This is a genomic window from Austwickia chelonae NBRC 105200 (assembly GCF_000298175.1).
Classification (GTDB): domain Bacteria; phylum Actinomycetota; class Actinomycetes; order Actinomycetales; family Dermatophilaceae; genus Austwickia; species Austwickia chelonae.
Window position 1 is genome coordinate 24,497 of record NZ_BAGZ01000016.1, and the last position, 19,537, is coordinate 44,033.

Here is a 19,537-nt window from a genome sequence, read left to right on the forward strand (position 1 = left end):
GGCCGCCGTGGCGGACAACGATGACGAAGTGAAAGGGGTCGCGATGAGACGCGACGGTATCCAGCACGCTGAGCTCTCCCGGTTGATCGGGTTGCTCGGACACACCGACCGGGTGGTCGTGGCCGACTGCGGTCTGCCTCTCCCCCGGGACCTGCCCGTGGTGGATCTCGCGTTGGGTCGCGGGCATCTGGGCTTTCAGGTGGTGCTCGATGCGCTGCTCGACGAGATCGTCGTGCAGTCCCACACCGTCGCCTCGGAGTCCGAGGGTTCTGCGGCGGCCGACTGGTTCACCCAGTCCGCCGACCGGATGGGTGAACGTCACGAGGTGACCCATGAGCAGTTCAAGAAGGGACTGAACAGCGCGGCTTTCGCGGTACGGACGGGTGAACGTACCCCTTATGCGAATGTCCTGCTGGAGTGCGGGGTCCCTTTCTGAACCGGAGACCTTCACCGCTCGGTTCCCGCGTCGCGGTGAGGTCTTCCTCGGGTGCCGTGTCCGATTCCCTGTCGGGCACGGCATCGCGTGGTCGGGGGCGGTCGGTGTCCGGGGCGCCGTAGCCTGGGGTGTTCCCTGGGTGAAGGAGTCCGGTCCGTGCTGTCCGTCCCGTCTTCGGCGTCGTCCGTCCTGGTCGTCGACAACGATGATTCGTTCACGTACAACCTGGTCGACCTGTTCCGCGCTGCGGGTTGCCGGGTCGATGTGGTCACCAATCGTGACCGTGCGGTGTTGTCCGTCCTGGACCGGTACGACGCCGTGGTGCTCTCGCCGGGGCCGGGGAGTCCGCATGTCGCCGAGGACGTGGGCATCTGCCTGGACGTCCTGGAGGGTGCGCCGCTGCCGGTGTTGGGGGTCTGTCTGGGGCATCAGACGATGGCGGTCGCGGCCGGGGGGACGGTGGGGCGCTCCCCGGAGCCCGCTCATGGGCTGATCGTGGAGGTCGCTCATGACGGCCGGGGCCTGTTCGCCGGGCTGACCGGGCCGTTCGCGGCGACCCGTTATCACTCGTTGGAGATCGTCGACCTGCCCGATCTGCTGGAGGCGACGGCGTGGGGCCCGGACGGCGGGGTGCAGGGCGTGCGTCATCGACTGGCGCCCTGGTGGGGGGTGCAGTTCCATCCGGAGTCGGTGGGTACCGAGGTGGGTGCGCTCCTCGTGCGGAATTTCCTGGCTGCGGCGCAGGAGTGGAATCGCGGGCATCGTCCTTGGCGCCAGGTGGATTTCACGTATCGGGTGGTGCCGGTGGAGGCCGATCCGGCGGCGGTGTACCGGGCGCTCTTCGCCGAGGCATCGGTGTCCTTCTGGTTGGACAGTTCGAGCGCGGCTGCCGGGGTGAACGTCGGGGAGGCGAGGTGGTCCTTCCTGGGTGATGCTTCCGGTCCGTTGTCCTCGGTGGCGGTCCACGACCTGGGCGGGGGTCGGGTGCGGGTCACCGGGCGGGGCGGGGAGCGGGTGTTCGTCGGGGGTTTCCTGGATCTGTTGTCGCAGGATCTGGCTTCGCGGGAACGGTGGGCCGCTCCGCCGGTGCCTTTCCCGTTCGTCGGGGGGTGGGTCGGCTATCTGGGGTATGAGACGAAGGCCGAGTGCGGTGGGGGGCTGCGGACGTCCGACGGCCATCCGGAGGCGGCGATGATCTTCGCCGACCGTTTCGTGGCCGTCGACCATCACACCGGTCTGTGGTATCTGGGGGCCTGGTCGCACGGGGGCTGTGCTGCCGAGCAGGAGTCCTGGCTGGACGAGGTGGAGGCACGGTTGACGGGGCCGGTTCCGGTGGGCGCGTCGGCGGGTGGTCTCGGGGGTGAGCTCTGTGGTCCGGCGGGGGCGGTGGTGCGTCCGCGGGTGTCCCGGGCCGAGTATCTGGCTTTGGTCGAGCGTTGTCGGGAGTTGATCGCCGACGGGCAGTCCTCGGAGATCTGTCTGACGACGATGCTGACCACTGCGTTGGCCGGGCGGGATCCCCGGGTGATGTACGGGCGTCTGCGGGCGGACAATCCTGCCCCGTACGGGGCTTTTCTGCGGTTGCCGGGGGTGGATGTGCTGAGTACGTCGCCGGAGTGTTTCCTCCGGGTCGACGGGGAGGGCACGGTGGTTTCCATGCCGATCAAGGGCACTCGTCCGCGGGGTGCGACGGTGCAGGAGGATGGTGACCTGCTCCGGGAGCTCGGGGAGAGTGTGAAGGATCGCGCGGAGAATCTGATGGTCGTCGATCTGGTCCGGCACGATCTGACGCGGACGGCGGTGCCGGGGACCACCCGGGTGAGCGAGCTCTTCGGGTTGCGGACCTATGCGACGGTGCATCAGATGGTCAGCACGGTGTGCAGTCGGGTCGCACCGGGGACCGACCGGGTCGAGGTGGTGCGGGCGGCCTTCCCCGGGGGGTCGATGACGGGGGCGCCGAAGGTGCGCACGATGGCGTTGATCGATGCGTTGGAGGGGGCGCCGCGTGGGGTCTATTCGGGGGCGATCGGCTATTTCTCGTTGTCCGGTCAGGTCGATCTGTCCATCGCGATCCGGACGGCGACGGTGGTCGGGGAGGAGATTCGTTACGGGGTGGGGGGCGCGGTGACGGCCTTGTCCGATCCGGTGGAGGAGTACGAGGAGATCGTGGTGAAGGCCCGTCCGTTGACCGGGTTGACGGGCACTCCGGTGGAGGAGGACCGGTGTTGATCGTCGAGTCGTGGCGGGTGGTCGAGGGGTGTGCCGCCGGGTTGGCGGCGCATCGGGAGCGTTTCGTCTCGTCCTGTGTCCGGCATGCGCCGGGGCTGGGGGTGGCGGCGGTGGAGACGGCGTGGTCCGGGTTCTTGGCGCAGATCCCTCGACGCGGGGATCTTTTCCCTCGCATCCAGTTCGACACGGGAACTGGGGAGTTCGGCCAGGTTCTCCGCCCTGCTCCGGTGCGTCCACCGACGGCGACCTTCTGGTGCGCGCCGCCGGGTGATCTGCGTTCCCAGCCGGGGACGAAAGGCCCCGACCTGGATCTCCTGGCGGGGTTGCGGGCTCGGGCCGAGGCTGTCGGCGCTCAGGAGGCGTTGATTCTCGCGCCGGATGGCACCGTGGTCGAGGGTGCTTATACGGCTGTCGTGTGGTGGGAGGGTGCGACCTTGTGCGTCCGGGACGAGGGCGTGTCCAGGCTGCCTTCGGTGACGGAGGGGCGGTTGCTCGACCTGTGTCGGCAGCGGGGGATCCCGGTTCGTGGTGGACGGCTGGCCGCGGAGCGTCTGCCTGATCACGAGACCTGGGTGGTGAACTCGTTGGATCAGGTCCGATTGTTGGTGCCGGGCCGGATCGGTGGGGTCGATCCGGGCGGGGACGTGGTCGGCGACGGCCCGGTGTTCTCGGCGCGCTTCCGGGAGTTGTCGGCTGCGCTGTGGGCGGGATGGCCCGCGCTGCCCGGGTGACGGCGGCGGTCCGCCGACGGGGGGGACGGGGCGGTTCCGGGTTCTCACCGGAATGCGGAGAGCCCCGCCCTGGTGGTGGGGCGGGGCTCTCCGCGGGGCCGTTCCGGTCAGGGGCGGCCGTCGGTGGTCGGGGCTTCGGTCGCGGCGTGCGGGGAGTTCGCGACCTCCTGGGCGTGGTGGCTGTGCCAGACCTCGCCGGGGATGTTGTCCGGGACGTGGGGGTTCTTGTCGAGGTCGAAGACCCGCTGCATCAGCGGACCGTCCTGGCCCTCGAAGTCCTTCAGGGCGCCGGCGGCGTACTTGCCGAGCAGGAAGAGTGCGGTCAGGTTGATGACGGCCATGATCGACATGGCGACATCGGCCAGGTCCCAGACGACGCCGAGGTTCTGCATGGCGCCCCAGAAGGTGGCGCTGACCACGAGGATGCGTACGGCGACATTGCCCCATCGGCCGCCGCCGACATAGTCCTGGTTGATCTCGGTGTAGGCGTAGTTGCCCAGGATCGTGGAGAAGGCGAAGACGAAGATCAGCACCGCCATCACCGGGGCGACCCAGGTGCCCAGTTCGGAGGCCACTGCGGCTTGGGTGAGTGTCGCCGCGGAGGATTTCTGGGTGACTCCGGGGGTGTAGACCGAGGGGCCGGCCAGGATGATCATCAGTGCGGTCGCGGTGCAGACGATCACGGTGTCGACGAAGACGCCGGCCGACTGGATGAGCCCCTGGTGGACGGGGTGGCTGGTGGTCGCGGTGGCGGCAGCATTGGGCGCCGAGCCCATGCCTGCTTCGTTGGAGAACATGCCGCGCTTCACGCCGTTGAGCATGGCGGCGACGATGCCTCCCATGGTGCCGTAGAGGGCCTGGTCGAAGCCGAAGGCTCCGGCGACGATGGCGCCGATGGCACCGGGAACGTCGGTGATGCGGACGACCAGGACCGCCACGGCGAGGAGCACGTAGACCAGGGCCATCATCGGGGCCAGCCATTCGGTGACCTTCGCGACCTGTTTGATGCCGCCGAAGATGATCACCGCGGTGAGCACGGTCAGGCATACGGCGACGGTGAGCTTGTCGATCCCCCAGGTGGAGGAGGTGACGTCGGCGATCGTGTTGGCTTGCACGCCGTTGAAGCTGAACCCGAAGGTGAAGATGAAGATGGAGGCGAAGACGGTGCCTGCGGCCCGGGATTTCAGGCCGCGCTGGATGTAGTAGGCCGGCCCGCCCCGGAAGGTGCCGTCGCCGTGGGGGACCTTGAACAACTGGGCGAGGGTGGCTTCGACGCAGGCGGTGGCCATGCCGAGGAGGGCCATCACCCACATCCAGAAGATGGCGCCCGGCCCGCCCAGGGTCAGGGCGATGGCGACGCCCACGATATTCCCGGTGCCCACCCGGCTGGCCAGGCTCATCGCGAAGGCCTGGAAGGAGCTGATCCCTCCGCTTCCGGCGTTGCCGCGGCTGGAGAAGATGATGCGCCACATGTTGCCCAGGTGTCGGAACTGCACACCGCGAGTGACGATGGTGAAGTAGATGCCTGCGCACGGCAGGACCACGACGAGGAGCCAGGTGAGCCACTCGTTGAGGAAGTCAACCACGGCTTGCATGGGGCACCTCCGAGGTTCGATCGAAATTTAAGGGGTAGGGGGAAGCCTAAGGCTCACGATGGATGATGCTGACCACTGCAAGCACCGCCCCGACCTCTTTAAAGTCGCCGCGGGGGCCAAAAAAGCTGAATTGGAAGGGATCTACGTTTCTCGCCCCGAGGTGTACAAACCAGAAAAAATTTCGGGGGTGATCTCTGGGGGAAATATCGACCTGCGCAAGGGCACACCTGGACTCATTGAGTTATTGGTGCTAACACTTGTGAATCACAGATTCCCGATATCCCGTTCTCCGATCCCTCACCCACCGTCGGACATCAGTTGTTCCCGACATAGGTATATGGACCCGTCGAACTCGCCCCGGAAAAATACGACGACCGCGGCCGGTGCCGATCCGGTCGACAGATGCGGTGAGAAGGGAGGAGACTCGGGCCACACCGAGAGGAAGTCACTACTAACATGGCCCGGTCATGTCGCCGTCCGTATGGGGGAACGATTCTCCGTGGCTGAACCACATCGCCGCCCGGGTGCGAACGCACCCGTCGAGCCACTGCCCTGGTGGGCCCTGGGGAGACGTGCCGCATACGCCCTGCGCATGGCCCGGGCGTTCGGTGCGACCCGCCGTTATGACATCAACGGGCGCAGCTTCCTCGGTCCGAGGCCGCTGGCCGAGCTTCCTGGGCTGGGCTTCTGGCTGCTGCTGACCTATTTCGGCCAGGTGTACACCTACCGCCATGGCGGATGCATGGCCACGATCCTCACCCCGTGGCGCGGGATCGCCCTGGCCTGGGTGGCCCTGGGAATCACCGCGGTGGCGGCGCTGATCGGGCCGGAAGCCCTGATCGCCCTCGGGGTCGTCGCAGTGGTCTTCGGCCTGTCGATCGCCTTCGGGGTGGCCAGTGCGATGCGCGGCCGCGACCAGGCCCAGTATCTGCGCGAGCAGATCCGCGGCAATGCCACCGATGTCGACGACGACTGGGAGACCGCTGCGCACTACCAGGCGGCGGACTCACGTATCCGCATCAACGGCGTCTACCTGGTGGGACACCTGGCTGCCGAGTCCGGCACAGGTGGCATCTCCTTCTTGTGGCGGGTCACCGAGCTTCACCTCTCCCAGGGCTATGCAGTCGTCATCGACGCTGCGAATCCTCTTCTTTATCAAGTCTATTCGCATAAGTATATTCCATTGGACGGACGTCCAGGAGCCCTGGTGGCCTTTCCCCGCCAACATGCCACCCGAACAGCACATCCACGCCGGAACCACATGCCCACCCCGTTCTGAACCACCCCCTGCCCACACCCCGCGGGCAGACGAGCCCCCCTCATCGCGGCCCCTCCGCCACACCCCCTGCGCCCGCCGGATGATCGCCGCCACCAGATCCGACAGCGACGGATCGGAATCCGCGCGACGACGGATCAGATCGACCTGCCGGTACAGGTCCTCGTCCGACAACTCCACATAGGTCACCCCCGGCGTCACCACCGCCGCCAACCGCGGGATCAGACTGACCCCCAGCCCCGAGGCCACCAGCTCCCGGGTGAGCTCGTAACTGTCCGCCCGGTGGCGGACGTCCGGAGAGAACCGGGCCCGACTCCCCAGATGGGTCAGCACCGCCTGGAAACCCTCCCGAGGACGCGGCGCCACCCAGGACTCGCCCACCGTGTCGGCCACCGCGCACCGGTTGGCCCCGGCCAACCGGTGCGCATCCGGGACGGCCAGGAGCAGAGGATCACGCAACAACTCCGAACGGGACAATCCCGCCGTGGGATAGTCCGGGGCGAAGGCATAACGGTGCGTGACCGCCAGGTCGACCCCACCGTGCAGCACCGCGCCGACGATGTCCCCCGGCTCGACCTCCGTGATGTCGACGGTGGCCCCCGGATGTTCCTCGAGATAGGCCCCCACCGCCGGCAACACCAGACTGTTCGCCGCCGAGGCGAAGGTGCCCAGCCGGATCCTCCCCGCCCGGGTGCCGGCGATGTCGTCGACCAGGCGGATCGCATCGTCCAGGCCGTCCAGGATCGGCAGCGCCGCCCGAGCCAACGCCGCACCCGCCGCCGTGAGCCGGGTCGACCGGGGAAGTCGTTCCAACAGAGGCGTCCCCAGCCGTTCCTCCAGGGCCGTGATGTGCTGTGACGCCGCCGACGCGGTGATCCCCGACTCCTTGGCCGCAGCCGCGATACTGCCCAGCGCCGCGATGTCGACGAGCGTACGTAATTTCACCGGATCGAGCATCAGAAAAGCTTATCCTCCGCCGGAGAGCAGACCTCAGCCCCGGAGGCAAGCCCCCCGCATCCATCGAACGATGGACCCCCGCAGCACCACGCGGGCGATGTGCCCGCCCCGCCGAGAAGGTGTGCTGGACAGGTCACCCACCCCGGCCCGTCCAGCGAGGAAAACATGCCATCCGCACCCGACCCGCGCCCGCCCCTCGTCCACCCCACCCTGACCCGTCGAGGCGCCTGGATCTCGATGCTCATCGCCCTCCTCGCCCTGACCGGACTCGTCGGCGCCCTCCGCGGCAGCACCAATGGCACCCCGGCCCGACAGGTCCCGGCCACCGCCGAATCCGCCCAGGTCGACGCCCTCCGCGAACAGTTCGCCGACGCGAATCTCGCCACCGTCATCGCCGTCACCACCCGCGTCGACGCCGCCCAGCTCACCCCGTCCGACCGGGCCGACAGCGCCCGACTGGTCGAAGCACTCGCCCGCAGCGCCGGACATCCGGCCCGCGGCCCCATCCCCAGCCAGGACGGCCGGGCCGCCATCGTCCTGGTCCCCGTGGACCGGGCCGCGAACAACACCGCCATGCGGGAGAGCGTCGAACGACTCCGGCAGGACGCCCGCGCTGCCACCCCCCAAGGCCTCCAGGTCCAGATCACCGGCGGCCCCGCCTTCGGCGCCGATATCGCCGGAGCCTTCGCCGGAGCCGACCTGCGCCTCCTCATGGTCACCATCGGGGTCGTCGCACTCCTCCTGCTGCTCACCTACCGCTCGCCGGTACTCCTCCTGCTGCCGTTGACCGTCGTCGGACTGGCCGACCAGGCCGCCGCCGGAGCAGCCGCCCGCCTGGGTGACCACTTCGGCTGGCAGTTCGACGCCGGCATCCTGTCCGTACTCGTCTTCGGTGCCGGCACCAACTACGCCCTCCTGCTGATCTCCCGATACCGGGAAGAACTGCGCCGCAACGAGAACCACCGGGAAGCCCTGACCACGGCCTGGCGGGCCAGCGTCGGCGCCATCGTCGCCAGCAATGTGACCGTCGTCCTCGCCCTGCTCTGCCTGGCCATGGCCAGCCTGCCCGCCACACGCGGACTCGGAATGGCCTCCGCCGTCGGACTCGCCATCGCCCTGCCCGCCGTGCTCTTCGCCCTGCCACCCGCGCTGGCCGTCGTCGGCCGGGCAGCTTTCTGGCCGCTCGTCCCCCGACCGGAAAACCTCGAGAGCTCCCCCGCGGCACCCCGACCCGGCCTCTTCGAGAAGACCGCAGCCGCAGTGGTCCGCAGACCGCTCGCCGTCCTGCTCACCTCCCTGGCCGTCCTCGCCGTCCTCACCACCGGCACCATCGGCACCCGGATCGGACTCACCCAGGCCGAGAAGTTCCGGGTCACCTCCGAATCCGCCGACGGACTGGCCACCCTGGGCGCCCACTTCCCCGCCGGGGAATCGCAACCGCACACCGTGATCGCCCGCGCCGACGCAGCAGGCCCCCTCGGCGAAGCCCTGAAGCGTGTCCCCGGCGTCATCCGGGTCACCCCCACCGGGACCTCCACCGACGGTCGCCTCGTCCGGCTGTCCGTCGTCGGCACCGCCGCCCCCGACACCGAGGAGGCCTTCACCACCGTGCGCGCGCTCCGGGAGAGCTCACGAACCATCCCGACCGCCGAAGCCCTGGTCGGCGGCCCCACCGCCACCGAACTCGACTCCCGTGACACCGGCCGCAGCGACCTGCTCCTCGTCGCCCCGCTCATCCTCCTGGTCGCCTTCGTCGTCCTGGCCGTGCTGCTGAAATCACTGGTCGCGCCGGTGCTGCTGACCCTGGTCAACGTGCTCAGCGCACTGGCCGCCATCGGTGCCGGCACCTTCGTGGGCACCCACCTGTTCGCCTTCCCCGCGCTGGACGCCCACCTGCCGCTGTTGGCCTTCCTCTTCCTGGTGGCGCTCGGCATCGACTACACGATCTTCCTGGCCCACCGCATCCGTCACGAGGCCGCCACCCAGGGCACCGTGGAAGGGACGGTACGGGCGGTGTCCGCGACCGGAGTGGTCATCACCAGCGCCGGGCTGGTCCTGGCTGCGGTCTTCGCCGCGCTCGGGGTGCTGCCCCTGGTCGTCCTCGGCCAGTTGGGGCTCGTCGTAGGGCTGGGTGTACTGATCGACACCCTCTTCGTCCGCACCGTCGTCGTCCCCGCCCTGTTCGCCCTGGTCGGTGACGCCATGTGGCGGCCCGGACGGCTAGCGTGAATTCATGGACGGGGTGAAGCAGGACGCCGGCGCGGACGGGCACGGCCGGACCGGCGCGGCGAAAGCTCTCGTTGCCGGTCAGCACGCCCTCTTCGCCCTGCTGATGGGTGTGGCGGTGGTGCGCAGCGCCCTCCACGACGCCCGCCCCGGATGGGTGGTCGTCGCAGCGCTCGCCATGACCGGCTGGTACGTGCTCGGTGTGCCGTTGAGCCGCCGGGCCCGTACCGGCCCGATCCCGTGGTGGTGGGTCCCCGCCTGGTTCACCGTCCTGGTCACCGGATGGGCGGGGCTGGTGGCTGCTTCCCGGGAGTTCTCCTGGGTGGCTTTCGCCCTCTACCTGCTCGCCATGCACGTCCTTCCCCGGCGGTGGGCGTTGTCCGCCGTGGCCGTGATCATGACGGCGGTGCTCGCCGCCCAGCCCGGAGCGCCCGCCGGCCCCGGCCAGGTCCTCGGACCGGTCATCGGTGCTCTCGTCGCGGTAGGCGTCGCCGTCGGATATCAACGGGTGATCGCCGAGTCGGAGGAGAGGCGTCGGCTGCTGGCCGACCTGATCTCCACGCAGGAAGACCTGGTCAGCGCGCACGACGAACTCGCCCAGGCCCAACGCCGGGCCGGCGCCCTGGCCGAGCGGGCCCGCCTCGCCCGGGACATCCACGACACCCTCGCCCAGGGTTTCTCCTCGATCATCCTGTTGAGCAGGGCCGGGCTGGGTGAGTCTCCTGCGCCGGCAACCGATCGGCAGCGGGATCTGCTCGCCCGGATCGAGGCCGTCGCCGTGGAAAATCTCGACGAGGCCCGACGGGTCGTCCACGCCCTCGCCCCGGCGCCGCTGGAGGAGGCCCCGCTGCCGGCGGCGCTGGACCGTCTGGTCACCCGTTTCCAGGAGCAGTGCGGGGTCGAGGCCGGATTCACTGTCGACGGGACGACGCAGGTCATCCCGGCGAGCCACGAGATCGCGCTGCTCCGCTTCGCCCAGGGGGCCTTGGCCAATGTGCGTCAGCACGCCCGGGCGGGCAGGGTCGCGGTGACCCTGAGTTATCTTCCCGGGTCGACCGGGCTCGACGTGGTCGACGACGGGATCGGTTTCGCCCCGGAGGAAGCCCATCGACAGGCGGTGGAGAACCGCCGCCCCGACGGCTCGGGTTTCGGGCTGCGCGCCATGCGTGAACGGTTGGCCGACGTCGGCGGCACCCTGGTCGTCGAGACCGAACCCGGCGAGGGGACGGCGCTGTCCGCGATGATCCCCTTGCCGGTGGCGACGGATCCGCAACAGCTCCGGAAGGAAGATCGGTGATGACGGTACGGGTGTTCCTGGTCGACGACCACCCGGTGGTCCGGGCAGGACTGGCCGCTCTCCTCGGCGCGGACCCACGGGTGGAGGTCGTCGGGCAGGCCGCGTCCGGGGAGGAGGCATTGTCGCTGGTGCCTCGGGTCCGGCCCGATGTCGTCCTGATGGACCTGCGCCTGGGCGCCGGCATGGACGGGGCGACCACGACGGGTCGGCTGGTCTCGACGCCGGAGGCCCCGGCGGTCCTGATCCTGACCACCTATGACACCGATACGGACATCCTGCGCGCGGTCGAGGCCGGCGCCGCCGGTTACCTGTTGAAGGATGCCCCGCCCGAAGCCATCGTCTCCGCGGTGGAGGCCGCCGCCCGCGGGGAGACCGTGCTGGCCCCCGGGGTGGCCGAACGACTGGTCACGGCGCTGCGTCGGCCGCAGGGCATGTTGAGCGAACGAGAACTCCACGTGTTGCGGGCGGTGGCCGACGGCAAAGCCAACCGGGCCATCGCCCGGTCCCTGTTCATCTCCGAGGCGACGGTGAAGACCCACCTGGTGCATGTCTTCGACAAGCTCGGGGTGGACAACCGTACGGCGGCGGTCACGGTGGCCAGGGAGCGCGGGCTGCTCGACTGACCCGTCGACGTCCCGGCCGGGGCGGCTCGGCCGACCGGTCAGATCCGGGCGAAGGTCACCCGGTAGGAGTCGTCCTCGGTGGTCTCGGTGGTCACCGTGTACTCGCCGGGGAGTCGTTCCTCCAGCAGTTCCGCGATCGGGGCCGGATCCTGGTCGGTGACCACGGTGACGGCCTCCTCGGGCGGCAGCCCCACGAGGACCCCGAAGATCGCCGACTGTCGGATCATCGGGTCGAGGGTCCGTGCGTCCAGCTCGGGCACATAGGTGAGATGTCCGCCACAGCCGCCCCCGCTGCCACAACCGCCCTGACCGTCGCAGCCAGGGGATTCGCTGCCGCAACCGCCCCCGCCGTGCGCGCCCGCGACATCGGCCGGATGTGCGTTGGCAGCAGGATCGGACATCGTGATATCCCTTCAATCTGTGACCACGACGACATTACGCCGTACGGCGATCGTACCCGTGCCGTCAGAAGGGTCGGCTCCGTGTTTTTCCCGTCTCCTCTGAACCGCACGACACCCGCTGACGAGCAAGGGAGCCCACGGTGAGAGGGCACCTGTCCCCGTCGGACGCGCCCTTGGGGCCGCGCCCGGCCAACCCGAAGGTCGACCCGGTCACCCGGTTGTCCGGCCCCCGCGCGCACGTCCTGGAACAGTTGGGGGCCTGCTCCCGGCCGGTGTCGGTGGCCCGGCTGTCCAGGCTGTGCGGCCAGCATCCCAATACGGTGCGTGAACATCTGGACGCCCTGGTGCAGGCGGGTCTGGCCCATCGGGAGACCGGCCCGGCCCGGGGTCGCGGTCGACCGGCGATCCTGTATCGGGCCGAGCCGTTGGACGCCCAGCGTCCGCAGGTCCGGGAGTACAGCCTGTTGGCGACGACGATGGCGGCCCATGTGGAGGCCACCGAGGAGGACCCGAAGGGGTGGGCCTTCGACGCGGGGGTCCGGCAGGGCCGCGTGTCGACGAGTCCGGTGGCACCGGGTCCGGTGGCTGCGGAGCGGGCGGCGCGGGCGGCGCTGGTGCGGGACGGCCATGCACCGGTGGACGCCCCCGACGGGACGATACGTCTGCGGCAGTGCCCGTTGTTGAACGCGGCTCGCGCTCATCAGGAGGTGGTCTGCGGCTTGCATCAGGGGGTCCTGGCCGGCATCTACGAGGCGCACGGTGTCCCGGTCGGGCAGGCGATGCGGCTCACCCCGTTCGCGCTGCCGGGGTGCTGCCTGATCGAGTTCCCGCCGGATCCGTCGGCGGGTCCGCCGACTCCGCCTCGTCCGGAACCAGTACGTCGTTCGTGGACGCCCCGGTCCTGAGCCTGCGGGATTGCCCTCTATCTGAGATGGGTACGGTCGGATGGACGGTCGTCCGGACCGGCCGGTCCGTCGTCCTGAGAGACTGTCCGCGGAAGTTGCCCTTTCTATCGAGGAGTTCGCACCGATGCTCGTCCGCGAGATCATGACCGCCCCGGCTTTCAGCATCCACGCCGAGGCTGACCTCAACGAGGCGCTCCAGCTCCTCGCCGAACGTCGTATCACCGCGGTACCGGTGGTCGGTTCGGACAACAAGGTGGTCGGGGTGCTCTCCGAGATCGACATCCTGCGTCGGGCGGTGGAGCCGGACGCGCGGGCCCATGCGACCCCGCTGGCGGAGAGCGAGCCCTTGCCGAAGACGGTCGGGGAGATCATGACCGCCGACCCGCGGACGACCACGGAAGGCGCCGACGTCTCCGATCTGATCGACCTGTTCACGCACACCTCGTTCAAGAGCCTCCCGGTGGTGCGGGACGGCGACCTGGTCGGTGTGGTGAGCCGCAGCGACGTGGTGCGCGCACTGTGGCGGTCCGACGAGGACCTGTTGGACGAACTGGTGTCGGCTTTCCACGACTACGGTCAGGACCACTGGAAGATCACCGTGGAGCACGGTGTCGTGGAGGTCCGGGGCGCGGGAAGCGCCGTGGAGCGTGATGTCGCGGTGGCCATCGCCCGGTCGGTGTTGGGTGTGCGTCGGGTGCACGTCATCCTGGACGGCCCGGCGGAGGGCTGATCCTTCGGAGGCCCGTTCGACCCCTTGTCCGGAGCCGAACGGGCCTTCGCCTGAACAAGGCGGTCTGTCAAGGAGATTGGCACTTCTTTCGATCTTTCCTGCGCGATGACTCATCTTTTCCTGTCACATCGCACACTCCCCGACCGATCACACAACGGTGATCACCTCCTCGGGGGCTCGTCTTCGCCGTGGCCGGCCGGGCGATAAGGTCCCCCTCATGTTTCAACGCCGTGCTTCCCTCGCTCGCCGAACCTGTGCCCTCTCCTTGGTCACCGTTCTCACTGCAAGTGGGTGCGCACTCGCCGGCTCGTCCACGGACACCCCGGACGGAAAAAGAGCCGCAGCAGTTCCGGTCGCCACGGAGAAGATCGAATGGTCTGTGGGTCCGGACTCCTTGAACATTCCCGGAGCGACCACCAAGGAACTGTCGAACAACGACCCTTCCGCTCCGGTCTTCCTGCTCTGGCCTGAGATCCCCGGGGCGAACAAACTCAACGAGACCCTGTCCGAGTGGGCTTCCCAGCGTTCCAAGAAGTTCCTGGCCGACAAACCGGCCCGGCCGGATTCCCCCGCCGAACTGTCCGGATTCGCGGTACCCGTCCTCGCCGACGGGACCTTGCTGGGGGTGCGCGCCCAGTCACAGGATGTCACCGAGACCGACACCGCCGTGTCACATCGGATCTGGTACGCCGACGCCGCCTCCGGGCAGGTCTGGACCTCGCCGGAGCTGTTGACCGACGAAGGTCGTAAGGAAGCGACGAAACTGGCCTCCGAACACCTCAAGAAGACCGGGGAGAAGTCGACCGCAGGAAAGACCACCCCGGAACAGATGCTGGGAGACATCTGGTTCGCCAAGAACGGCGACCTGGTGATGACCCCGGGGCTGGAGCCGTCGGCCTCTCTGGAGGAGGAGACCGAGCCGATCACGATCCCGCGCGACAAGGCGGAGAAACTGCTCAGCGACAAGGGCCGCACGATCCGCGACGCCGCCGGACGTCCGTCGACCTACGCCCGAGTGAACAGCGCCGACCAGAGCAAACCGGCCGAGAAACCCAACTCGCCCTCACCGTCCCCGTCACCCTCGACGACGAAGAGCTACCCCCAGGTCGACTGCGCCACGGCGAAGTGCGTGGCCTTGACCTTCGACGACGGACCCAGCCCGGAGACCGAGAAGATCCTCGACTCCCTGTCCTCGGCGAATGTCCCGGCGACCTTCTACATGCTGGGGCAGAGCGTCCCCCGGGCCCCGCAGACCGTGCGCCGCGCCGTCTCCTTGGGGATGTCGGTCGGCAACCACACCTGGAGCCACCGCAATCTCGCCCTGCTCTCCCCTGACCAGCAGCGCAATGAGCTCAAACGGGCCGAGGACGCCCTCACCCCGCTGCTGGGCAAGAAGCCGACCACGATGCGGCCCCCGTACGGTTCGTACAACCCGACGACCCGTTCCCTGGGGTATCCGATCATGATGTGGGATGTCGACACCGAGGACTGGAAGAACCGCAGTGTCGCCACCACCACCAAACGCGCCCTGGACGGGGCGAAGCCGGGAAGCATCATCCTGATGCATGACACCCGGCCGAGCACCAGCGAAGCCGTCCCGAAGATCATCGAGGGGTTGAAGGCCCGCGGATTCACCCTGGTGACCGTGGAGCAGCTGCTCGGCACGCCCGCACCGGGCAAGGCGTACTTCTCCCGCAGCAATATCCGCTAGTCGCCGGATCGAGGGTGCGGGGTCGCCGGCTGACGGTGGCCCCGCACCTTCTCCAGTTCCTCCACCTCGTCCAGGCCGGGGCGGGTGACGATCATCCCGGCTCCGTCGGCCCGGGCGATCATGTCGGCCGGAGCCACCGCCCGCGCCAGATGGTAGGACCCGACGGTCACGAGAGTGCCCAGGGCGATACCGGTGAGGGTGAACTGGCCGAGGTGAAGACCGCCCAGGTCGACCGGGCCGACGGACAGGTTCACGTCCCCGATGGCGATGATGATGCCCGCCGCGACCGGAACCAGGTTCAGCGGGGTGGAGAAGTCGACGTGGTTCTCCTTCCAGATCTTCGCGCCGAGCAGGCCGATCATCCCGTAGAGCACCACGGTGATCCCGCCGAGCACACCCCCCGGCGTCGCCGAGACGATCGCCCCGAACTTCGGGCTGAACCCGAAAGCGATCGCCGTCAACGCCGCCACCAGGTAGGCCGCGGTCGAATAGATCCGAGTGGCCGCCATCACCCCGATGTTCTCCGCATAGGTGGTCGTCGGTGCCCCACCCACCGCAGTGGCGACCACCGAGGTCAGACCGTCGGTGGCGATCGCCTTGCCCATCACGTCGTCGAGGTCCTGCCCGGTCATCTCGGCGACGGCCTTCACATGGCCGACGTTCTCCGCGACCAGGGCGATCACGGCAGGCAGCACGATGAGCACGTACGTCAGGGAGAACTGCGGCAGATGCCAACCGACCACGCCTGCGGCGGCGTCCGTAGCCGGCGGGAAACCCCACCACGGGGCGTCGGCGACCGCGGACCAGTCGACCCGGGGATGGGTGTCGACCACCTTCGACACCGGGTTGAACGCGGTGACCGGGCCGACGACCCGGTCGAGCACCGCCGACAACAGATATCCGAAGAGCAGGGCCAGGGCGATGGACACCCGGCCGAGGAAACCGCGTAGACCCACGCTCATCGCGATGACCGCCACCATCACGACGAAGGCCACCCCCTGGTCCTGCGGCCAGTAGACCTTGGCCACGACAGGAGCCAGGTTGAACCCGATCAGCATGACCACGGCGCCGGTGACGACCGGAGGCAGCACCCTCGTCAGCGCGGAAGCCCCGGCGACATGGATGAACAACCCGATCAGGGCCAGGACCACCCCGGCGACCAACACCGCCCCGGAGACCTGCTGCGGAGTGCCACCGAGCTGGTGGACGGCCACGGCTCCCCCGACAAAACTGGCCGACGAACCCAGGTAGCTGGGCACCCTCCCCTTCAAGGCCACCAGGAAACACAGGGTCGCGAAGCCGCTCATCATGATGGCCAGCTGGGGATTGAGGCCCATCACCACCGGGAAGACGAAGGTGGCCCCGAACATGGCCACCACATGTTGCATGCCCAGACCGACGGTGCGCCCCCAGGTGAGCCGTTCACCGGGCCCGACGATGTCGTCCGGACCGATGGTCCGCCCGTCCCCGTGCAGTGTCCAACCCAATGCCATAGGTCCCTCCAGGCCGTACGAACGGCCGAGGGTGTCCCGACCGGACCAAGCCTAATGGAGGTTTTGTCCGGTACCTGCCCGGCGTCCTCGTACCCCGTCGGGAGACCCGGAGCGGACGGTCAAGACCCCGCCGCGAGCACCGGGACGGGGCGGACGAACGATCGGCGGTGCCGGGTGATCCCCCCGAGAGAACACCCGACCCCGCCGACGTGTCGAAGGTGCCACCGGGACCTGCCCCGCCCCTGCCGATCCGAGATCGGCCCAGCTCTCGGGGCGGAGGGTCACCGCGGTGACACGGGCGCTTTCAGCCGACCAGCGTGCCCGGGGACTCGTCCTGACGGGCCAGGTCGCGGCCCACGAGATAGGCCAGGGCCAGATCGAGGAGGTCACCGGAGTAGGGATTACCCTCCGGGCAGTTCTCCTCGTAAGCGGTGTAGACCTTCTCCATGTAGTCGATGCTGACCTCCTGCCCCTCCGGCAGCACCCCGGACAGCCGGTCGAGGGCCAGCTGCAAGGTGAAGAAACTCACCCGCACTCCCAGCCCTTCCACCCTGTCGGGGAAGGCCTCCCCGGTGACCACGCCGATGAGCTCTCGGTCCGAGACGGACAAGGCATCGAGATCACGCGGACCGGCATACAGCCAGCGCAGATCCCCCATGATCGGTGCGCCGATCGCTGCCGAGGCCGCCCGCAGAAGGGGAGACAGACCGTGCGAGGTCATGGCGGGCTCCTTTCAAGCCTCCTGGGGAAGAAGTCGCACCCCCCATCGGCACCACGGAAGCCGGCTAAAGCTTTGAGCCGCAGTTGGTGCAACCGACTTCCGCTTCCGCGCTCAGCGGGTCGCCTCACCGGCGGGCGGGCCGTCTACCGTCCCCGGCTGCGGGTCGCTCCCCGCGCCCGCCCGTGTCCGCACGTCCACCGGCCCCCGCCCCACCTCCGGGTCGACATCGTGCGGGTCGGCGATCGATCTCTCAGCGACCCCCGGCGCCACCGTCGACCCGCCCGGGCCGTCCCCGACATCAGCGGACACGTCGACGTGGACCCCGACCGACACCGAGGCCGGTTCCGGAACCGGCAGGGCCGACACCGCCTTCACCACGTTGTTCACGATGGCGACCAGGGGGACCGCGACGAAGGCACCGAAAGCGCCGCCCACCATCGCGCCGCCGGTCACCGTCGCCAGGATCGCCAACGGATGGATCTGCACCGCCTTCCCGAGGATGTACGGATTCAGCAGATTCCCCTCCAACTGGATCACCAGGAAGAGCGCGATCCCCATGGCCAGCGCGGTGACCGCGCCCTTGAGCACCAGAGCCATCAGCATGAGCACCGCCCCGGCCAACAGCATCCCGATCATCGGGATCAACGAGCCCAGGAAGAGCATGACCGCCAACGGGACGACCAGGTCCATCTGCGCGAACATCATCACGGGCACCATCGTCAGGGCGTTGATCAACGCCAGGATGATGGTGCTGCGCATGTAGGCCACCAGGGTGCGCCAGGCGGCCGCACCCCCGACCTGCACCCGTTCGTGCTCCCGCGCCGGGAACAAGCCGACGACCCACCGCCAGATCTGGCCGTCGTCGAGCAGGAGGAAGAGCACGGCGAACAGGCACAGGATCGACCCGGTCAGGAAGGTCATCACGCTGTTCGCCGTGGCCAAGGCCCCTGAGGCGATATCACCGCGGGCATTCGACAGCTGGTCGGTCAACTGCTTCGACAGCTGGTTGAACTGCTCGGGCGACATGTGCGCCGGGCCGTACTGCAGCCAGGACAGGATCGCCTGGCCGGCATCGTTCAACCGCAGGGCCATGCTGTCCAGGTTGTTGGTGATCTGAGTGGCCACGAACCACATGGCCACGCCGAGCAGACCCACCCCGAGCAGGAAGACGACCGGAGCGGCGAACCACCGGGGCAGATGGCACCGCACCGCCAGGTCGACGAGCGGACGCAGGACGGCGCTGATCATCACCGCCACCGTGATGGTGATCGTGACCAGGCTGATCTTGTTCAGCAGCAGGATCAGGACGTAGAGGAAAGCGGCCAGGATCAACAATCGCCAGGCGATCAACGAGGCCGCGCGCAGGGCCCCCTCGGAATCCGGGTGGGACGTCTCCGGTTCAGGCGGCGCCGCTTCCTCGCGACGCCGCAGGAAAGAGGGCCACCGTACGCCACGAACTCTGTCCGCCATCTCCCCGACATCCACGGCCTCACGTTACGTCCAGTGGACGGGGATGACAGCCGGAATGGGCGATGAGTCCGCTTCTTCCCGTCAAGCGGACGATCTACCGGGTGGAGTCGACGCTCAGGCTCCCTGGCAGTGCTTCCACAGGGCATCGGCGGCCGCCTTCAGCGGCGCACCGTTCACGTCCTTCTCGGCCTTGAAGTCGGCGCTGATCTTCTTGAGCTGCGCGCTCACCGCGGAGGTCAACTGGACCATCTGGTCGTCACCGCTGCTCTTGGCTGACTCGTCGGATCCCTGGGCCGCCTCGACCAGACCGTCCGCCGCCTTCTTCAGGGCGGCGGCGTCGTTCTTGGAGTTGGCGCTGTTCCAGGCGGCGATCGCCTCGGTGACCGTCGGGTGGATCTCCCGGCAGGCCACCTTCGTCTGCGATGCACCGGTTGCCGTGATCGGAGGCGGCGTCGTCGGGTTGATCCCGCCGATCGAGGCGCCGGACCCGGTGGGCGGGGTGCTCTGCGCGTCGCCGGCCGCCAGCTTCGGTGCCGAGGTGTTCGTCGAGGACGAGGAGTCGCCGGACGAGCAGGAAGCGCCGGCCAGACACACCGCGGTCAGCAGCGCCGTCGTCCAGACCAGACGCGGCGCGCGGGAACGGACGACCTTCTGAGAACTCCTCGACGGCATATGCAGGGCTCCTGTGTACGGGCTCAGGGGGAGGCCCCAGCATGTCATGTCCACGTCGCCGAAT

The 19,537-nt window shown here is 68.7% G+C and carries 16 protein-coding genes; 9 read left to right on the top strand and 7 right to left on the bottom strand.

From position 1 onward, the window contains the following. Positions 1-43: 43 nt before the first annotated feature. From rbsD to AUCHE_RS15790, 3 genes are all read left to right on the top strand, one after another. Positions 44-436: a D-ribose pyranase gene (gene rbsD, locus AUCHE_RS10910; RefSeq protein ID WP_006503362.1), complete on the top strand. Its 393-nt coding sequence runs from the start codon at positions 44-46 to the stop codon at positions 434-436. A gap of 156 nt (positions 437-592) precedes the next feature. Next, on the top strand, positions 593-2,665 hold the full coding sequence (gene pabB / locus AUCHE_RS10915) for an aminodeoxychorismate synthase component I (protein ID WP_006503363.1): 2,073 nt from the start codon (positions 593-595) through the stop codon (positions 2,663-2,665). Then, on the top strand, positions 2,659-3,396 hold the full coding sequence (locus AUCHE_RS15790; RefSeq protein WP_052024889.1) for an aminotransferase class IV: 738 nt from the start codon (positions 2,659-2,661) through the stop codon (positions 3,394-3,396). Before pabB ends, AUCHE_RS15790 begins: the two co-directional genes overlap by 7 nt. A 107-nt stretch (positions 3,397-3,503) precedes the next feature. On the opposite strand, the gene AUCHE_RS10925 is transcribed toward AUCHE_RS15790, so the two are convergent. Together AUCHE_RS10925 and AUCHE_RS10935 are read right to left on the bottom strand one after the other, a co-directional pair. Further along, positions 3,504-4,991 (bottom strand): alanine/glycine:cation symporter family protein, encoded by a 1,488-nt coding sequence (locus AUCHE_RS10925; RefSeq protein ID WP_006503365.1) that lies wholly within the window; start codon positions 4,989-4,991, stop codon positions 3,504-3,506. A gap of 1,006 nt (positions 4,992-5,997) precedes the next feature. Further along, the gene (locus AUCHE_RS10935) at positions 5,998-7,224 is read right to left on the bottom strand and encodes a LysR family transcriptional regulator (protein ID WP_006503366.1); all 1,227 of its coding nucleotides are present in this window, start codon (positions 7,222-7,224) and stop codon (positions 5,998-6,000) included. 165 nt (positions 7,225-7,389) lie between these two features. On the opposite strand from AUCHE_RS10935, the gene AUCHE_RS17785 reads away from it, so the two are divergent. From AUCHE_RS17785 to AUCHE_RS10950, 3 genes are read left to right on the top strand one after another with little or no spacing between them, the layout of a single operon-like run. Next, positions 7,390-9,453, top strand: a complete 2,064-nt coding sequence (locus AUCHE_RS17785) for an MMPL family transporter (RefSeq protein WP_006503367.1) — start codon at positions 7,390-7,392, stop codon at positions 9,451-9,453. A 4-nt stretch (positions 9,454-9,457) separates the two neighbouring features. After that, entirely contained in the window at positions 9,458-10,747 is a 1,290-nt protein-coding gene (locus tag AUCHE_RS10945; protein ID WP_006503368.1) for a sensor histidine kinase, read from the top strand. Continuing rightward, a complete protein-coding gene (locus AUCHE_RS10950) occupies positions 10,747-11,370 on the top strand; it encodes a response regulator (RefSeq protein WP_006503369.1) in 624 nt (207 codons plus the stop codon). Before AUCHE_RS10945 ends, AUCHE_RS10950 begins: the two co-directional genes overlap by 1 nt. A 38-nt stretch (positions 11,371-11,408) precedes the next feature. Here the strand turns inward: AUCHE_RS10950 and AUCHE_RS10955 are convergent, their stop codons facing one another. Then, complete coding sequence (locus AUCHE_RS10955; protein WP_006503370.1) at positions 11,409-11,771, bottom strand: DUF2249 domain-containing protein; 363 nt, start codon at positions 11,769-11,771, stop codon at positions 11,409-11,411. A 140-nt stretch (positions 11,772-11,911) separates the two neighbouring features. Here AUCHE_RS10955 and AUCHE_RS10960 point away from each other — a divergent pair, with 140 nt between their 5' ends. The 3 genes from AUCHE_RS10960 to AUCHE_RS15795 all read left to right on the top strand — a co-directional run bounded on the left by AUCHE_RS10960 (position 11,912) and on the right by AUCHE_RS15795 (position 15,117). Then, on the top strand, positions 11,912-12,676 hold the full coding sequence (locus tag AUCHE_RS10960) for a helix-turn-helix transcriptional regulator (protein WP_006503371.1): 765 nt from the start codon (positions 11,912-11,914) through the stop codon (positions 12,674-12,676). A 124-nt stretch (positions 12,677-12,800) separates the two neighbouring features. After that, positions 12,801-13,406, top strand: a complete 606-nt coding sequence (locus AUCHE_RS10965) for a CBS domain-containing protein (protein WP_006503372.1) — start codon at positions 12,801-12,803, stop codon at positions 13,404-13,406. 217 nt (positions 13,407-13,623) lie between these two features. Then, positions 13,624-15,117: a polysaccharide deacetylase family protein gene (locus AUCHE_RS15795; protein WP_006503373.1), complete on the top strand. Its 1,494-nt coding sequence runs from the start codon at positions 13,624-13,626 to the stop codon at positions 15,115-15,117. Here AUCHE_RS15795 and AUCHE_RS10975 read toward each other — a convergent pair. The 4 genes from AUCHE_RS10975 to AUCHE_RS16675 form a co-directional block, all read right to left on the bottom strand. Continuing rightward, complete coding sequence (locus tag AUCHE_RS10975) at positions 15,114-16,610, bottom strand: uracil-xanthine permease family protein (RefSeq protein WP_006503374.1); 1,497 nt, start codon at positions 16,608-16,610, stop codon at positions 15,114-15,116. The two genes, AUCHE_RS15795 and AUCHE_RS10975, sit on opposite strands and share 4 nt — an antisense overlap. Before the next feature lie 304 nt (positions 16,611-16,914). Beyond that, complete coding sequence (locus tag AUCHE_RS10980) at positions 16,915-17,331, bottom strand: hypothetical protein (RefSeq protein WP_006503375.1); 417 nt, start codon at positions 17,329-17,331, stop codon at positions 16,915-16,917. Positions 17,332-17,442: 111 nt separating this feature from the next. After that, positions 17,443-18,816, bottom strand: coding sequence for an AI-2E family transporter (locus AUCHE_RS10985; RefSeq protein ID WP_006503376.1), 1,374 nt, complete (start codon positions 18,814-18,816; stop codon positions 17,443-17,445). A 99-nt stretch (positions 18,817-18,915) separates the two neighbouring features. After that, positions 18,916-19,473, bottom strand: coding sequence for a hypothetical protein (locus tag AUCHE_RS16675; RefSeq protein WP_143115143.1), 558 nt, complete (start codon positions 19,471-19,473; stop codon positions 18,916-18,918). Positions 19,474-19,537 lie beyond the last annotated feature (64 nt).

Bases quoted from the DNA above. Each gene is read 5' to 3' on its own strand.
- AUCHE_RS10980 (WP_006503375.1), bottom strand. From the start codon at position 17,331: ATGACCTCGCACGGTCTGTCTCCCCTTCTGCGGGCGGCCTCGGCAGCG.
- AUCHE_RS10935 (WP_006503366.1), bottom strand. From the start codon at position 7,224: ATGCTCGATCCGGTGAAATTACGTACGCTCGTCGACATCGCGGCGCTG.
- AUCHE_RS10945 (WP_006503368.1), top strand. From the start codon at position 9,458: ATGGACGGGGTGAAGCAGGACGCCGGCGCGGACGGGCACGGCCGGACC.
- AUCHE_RS15795 (WP_006503373.1), top strand. From the start codon at position 13,624: ATGTTTCAACGCCGTGCTTCCCTCGCTCGCCGAACCTGTGCCCTCTCC.
- AUCHE_RS10975 (WP_006503374.1), bottom strand. From the start codon at position 16,610: ATGGCATTGGGTTGGACACTGCACGGGGACGGGCGGACCATCGGTCCG.
- AUCHE_RS10965 (WP_006503372.1), top strand. From the start codon at position 12,801: ATGCTCGTCCGCGAGATCATGACCGCCCCGGCTTTCAGCATCCACGCC.
- AUCHE_RS10950 (WP_006503369.1), top strand. From the start codon at position 10,747: ATGACGGTACGGGTGTTCCTGGTCGACGACCACCCGGTGGTCCGGGCA.
- AUCHE_RS17785 (WP_006503367.1), top strand. From the start codon at position 7,390: ATGCCATCCGCACCCGACCCGCGCCCGCCCCTCGTCCACCCCACCCTG.
- AUCHE_RS10955 (WP_006503370.1), bottom strand. From the start codon at position 11,771: ATGTCCGATCCTGCTGCCAACGCACATCCGGCCGATGTCGCGGGCGCG.
- AUCHE_RS16675 (WP_143115143.1), bottom strand. From the start codon at position 19,473: ATGCCGTCGAGGAGTTCTCAGAAGGTCGTCCGTTCCCGCGCGCCGCGT.
- rbsD (WP_006503362.1), top strand. From the start codon at position 44: ATGAGACGCGACGGTATCCAGCACGCTGAGCTCTCCCGGTTGATCGGG.
- AUCHE_RS10925 (WP_006503365.1), bottom strand. From the start codon at position 4,991: ATGCAAGCCGTGGTTGACTTCCTCAACGAGTGGCTCACCTGGCTCCTC.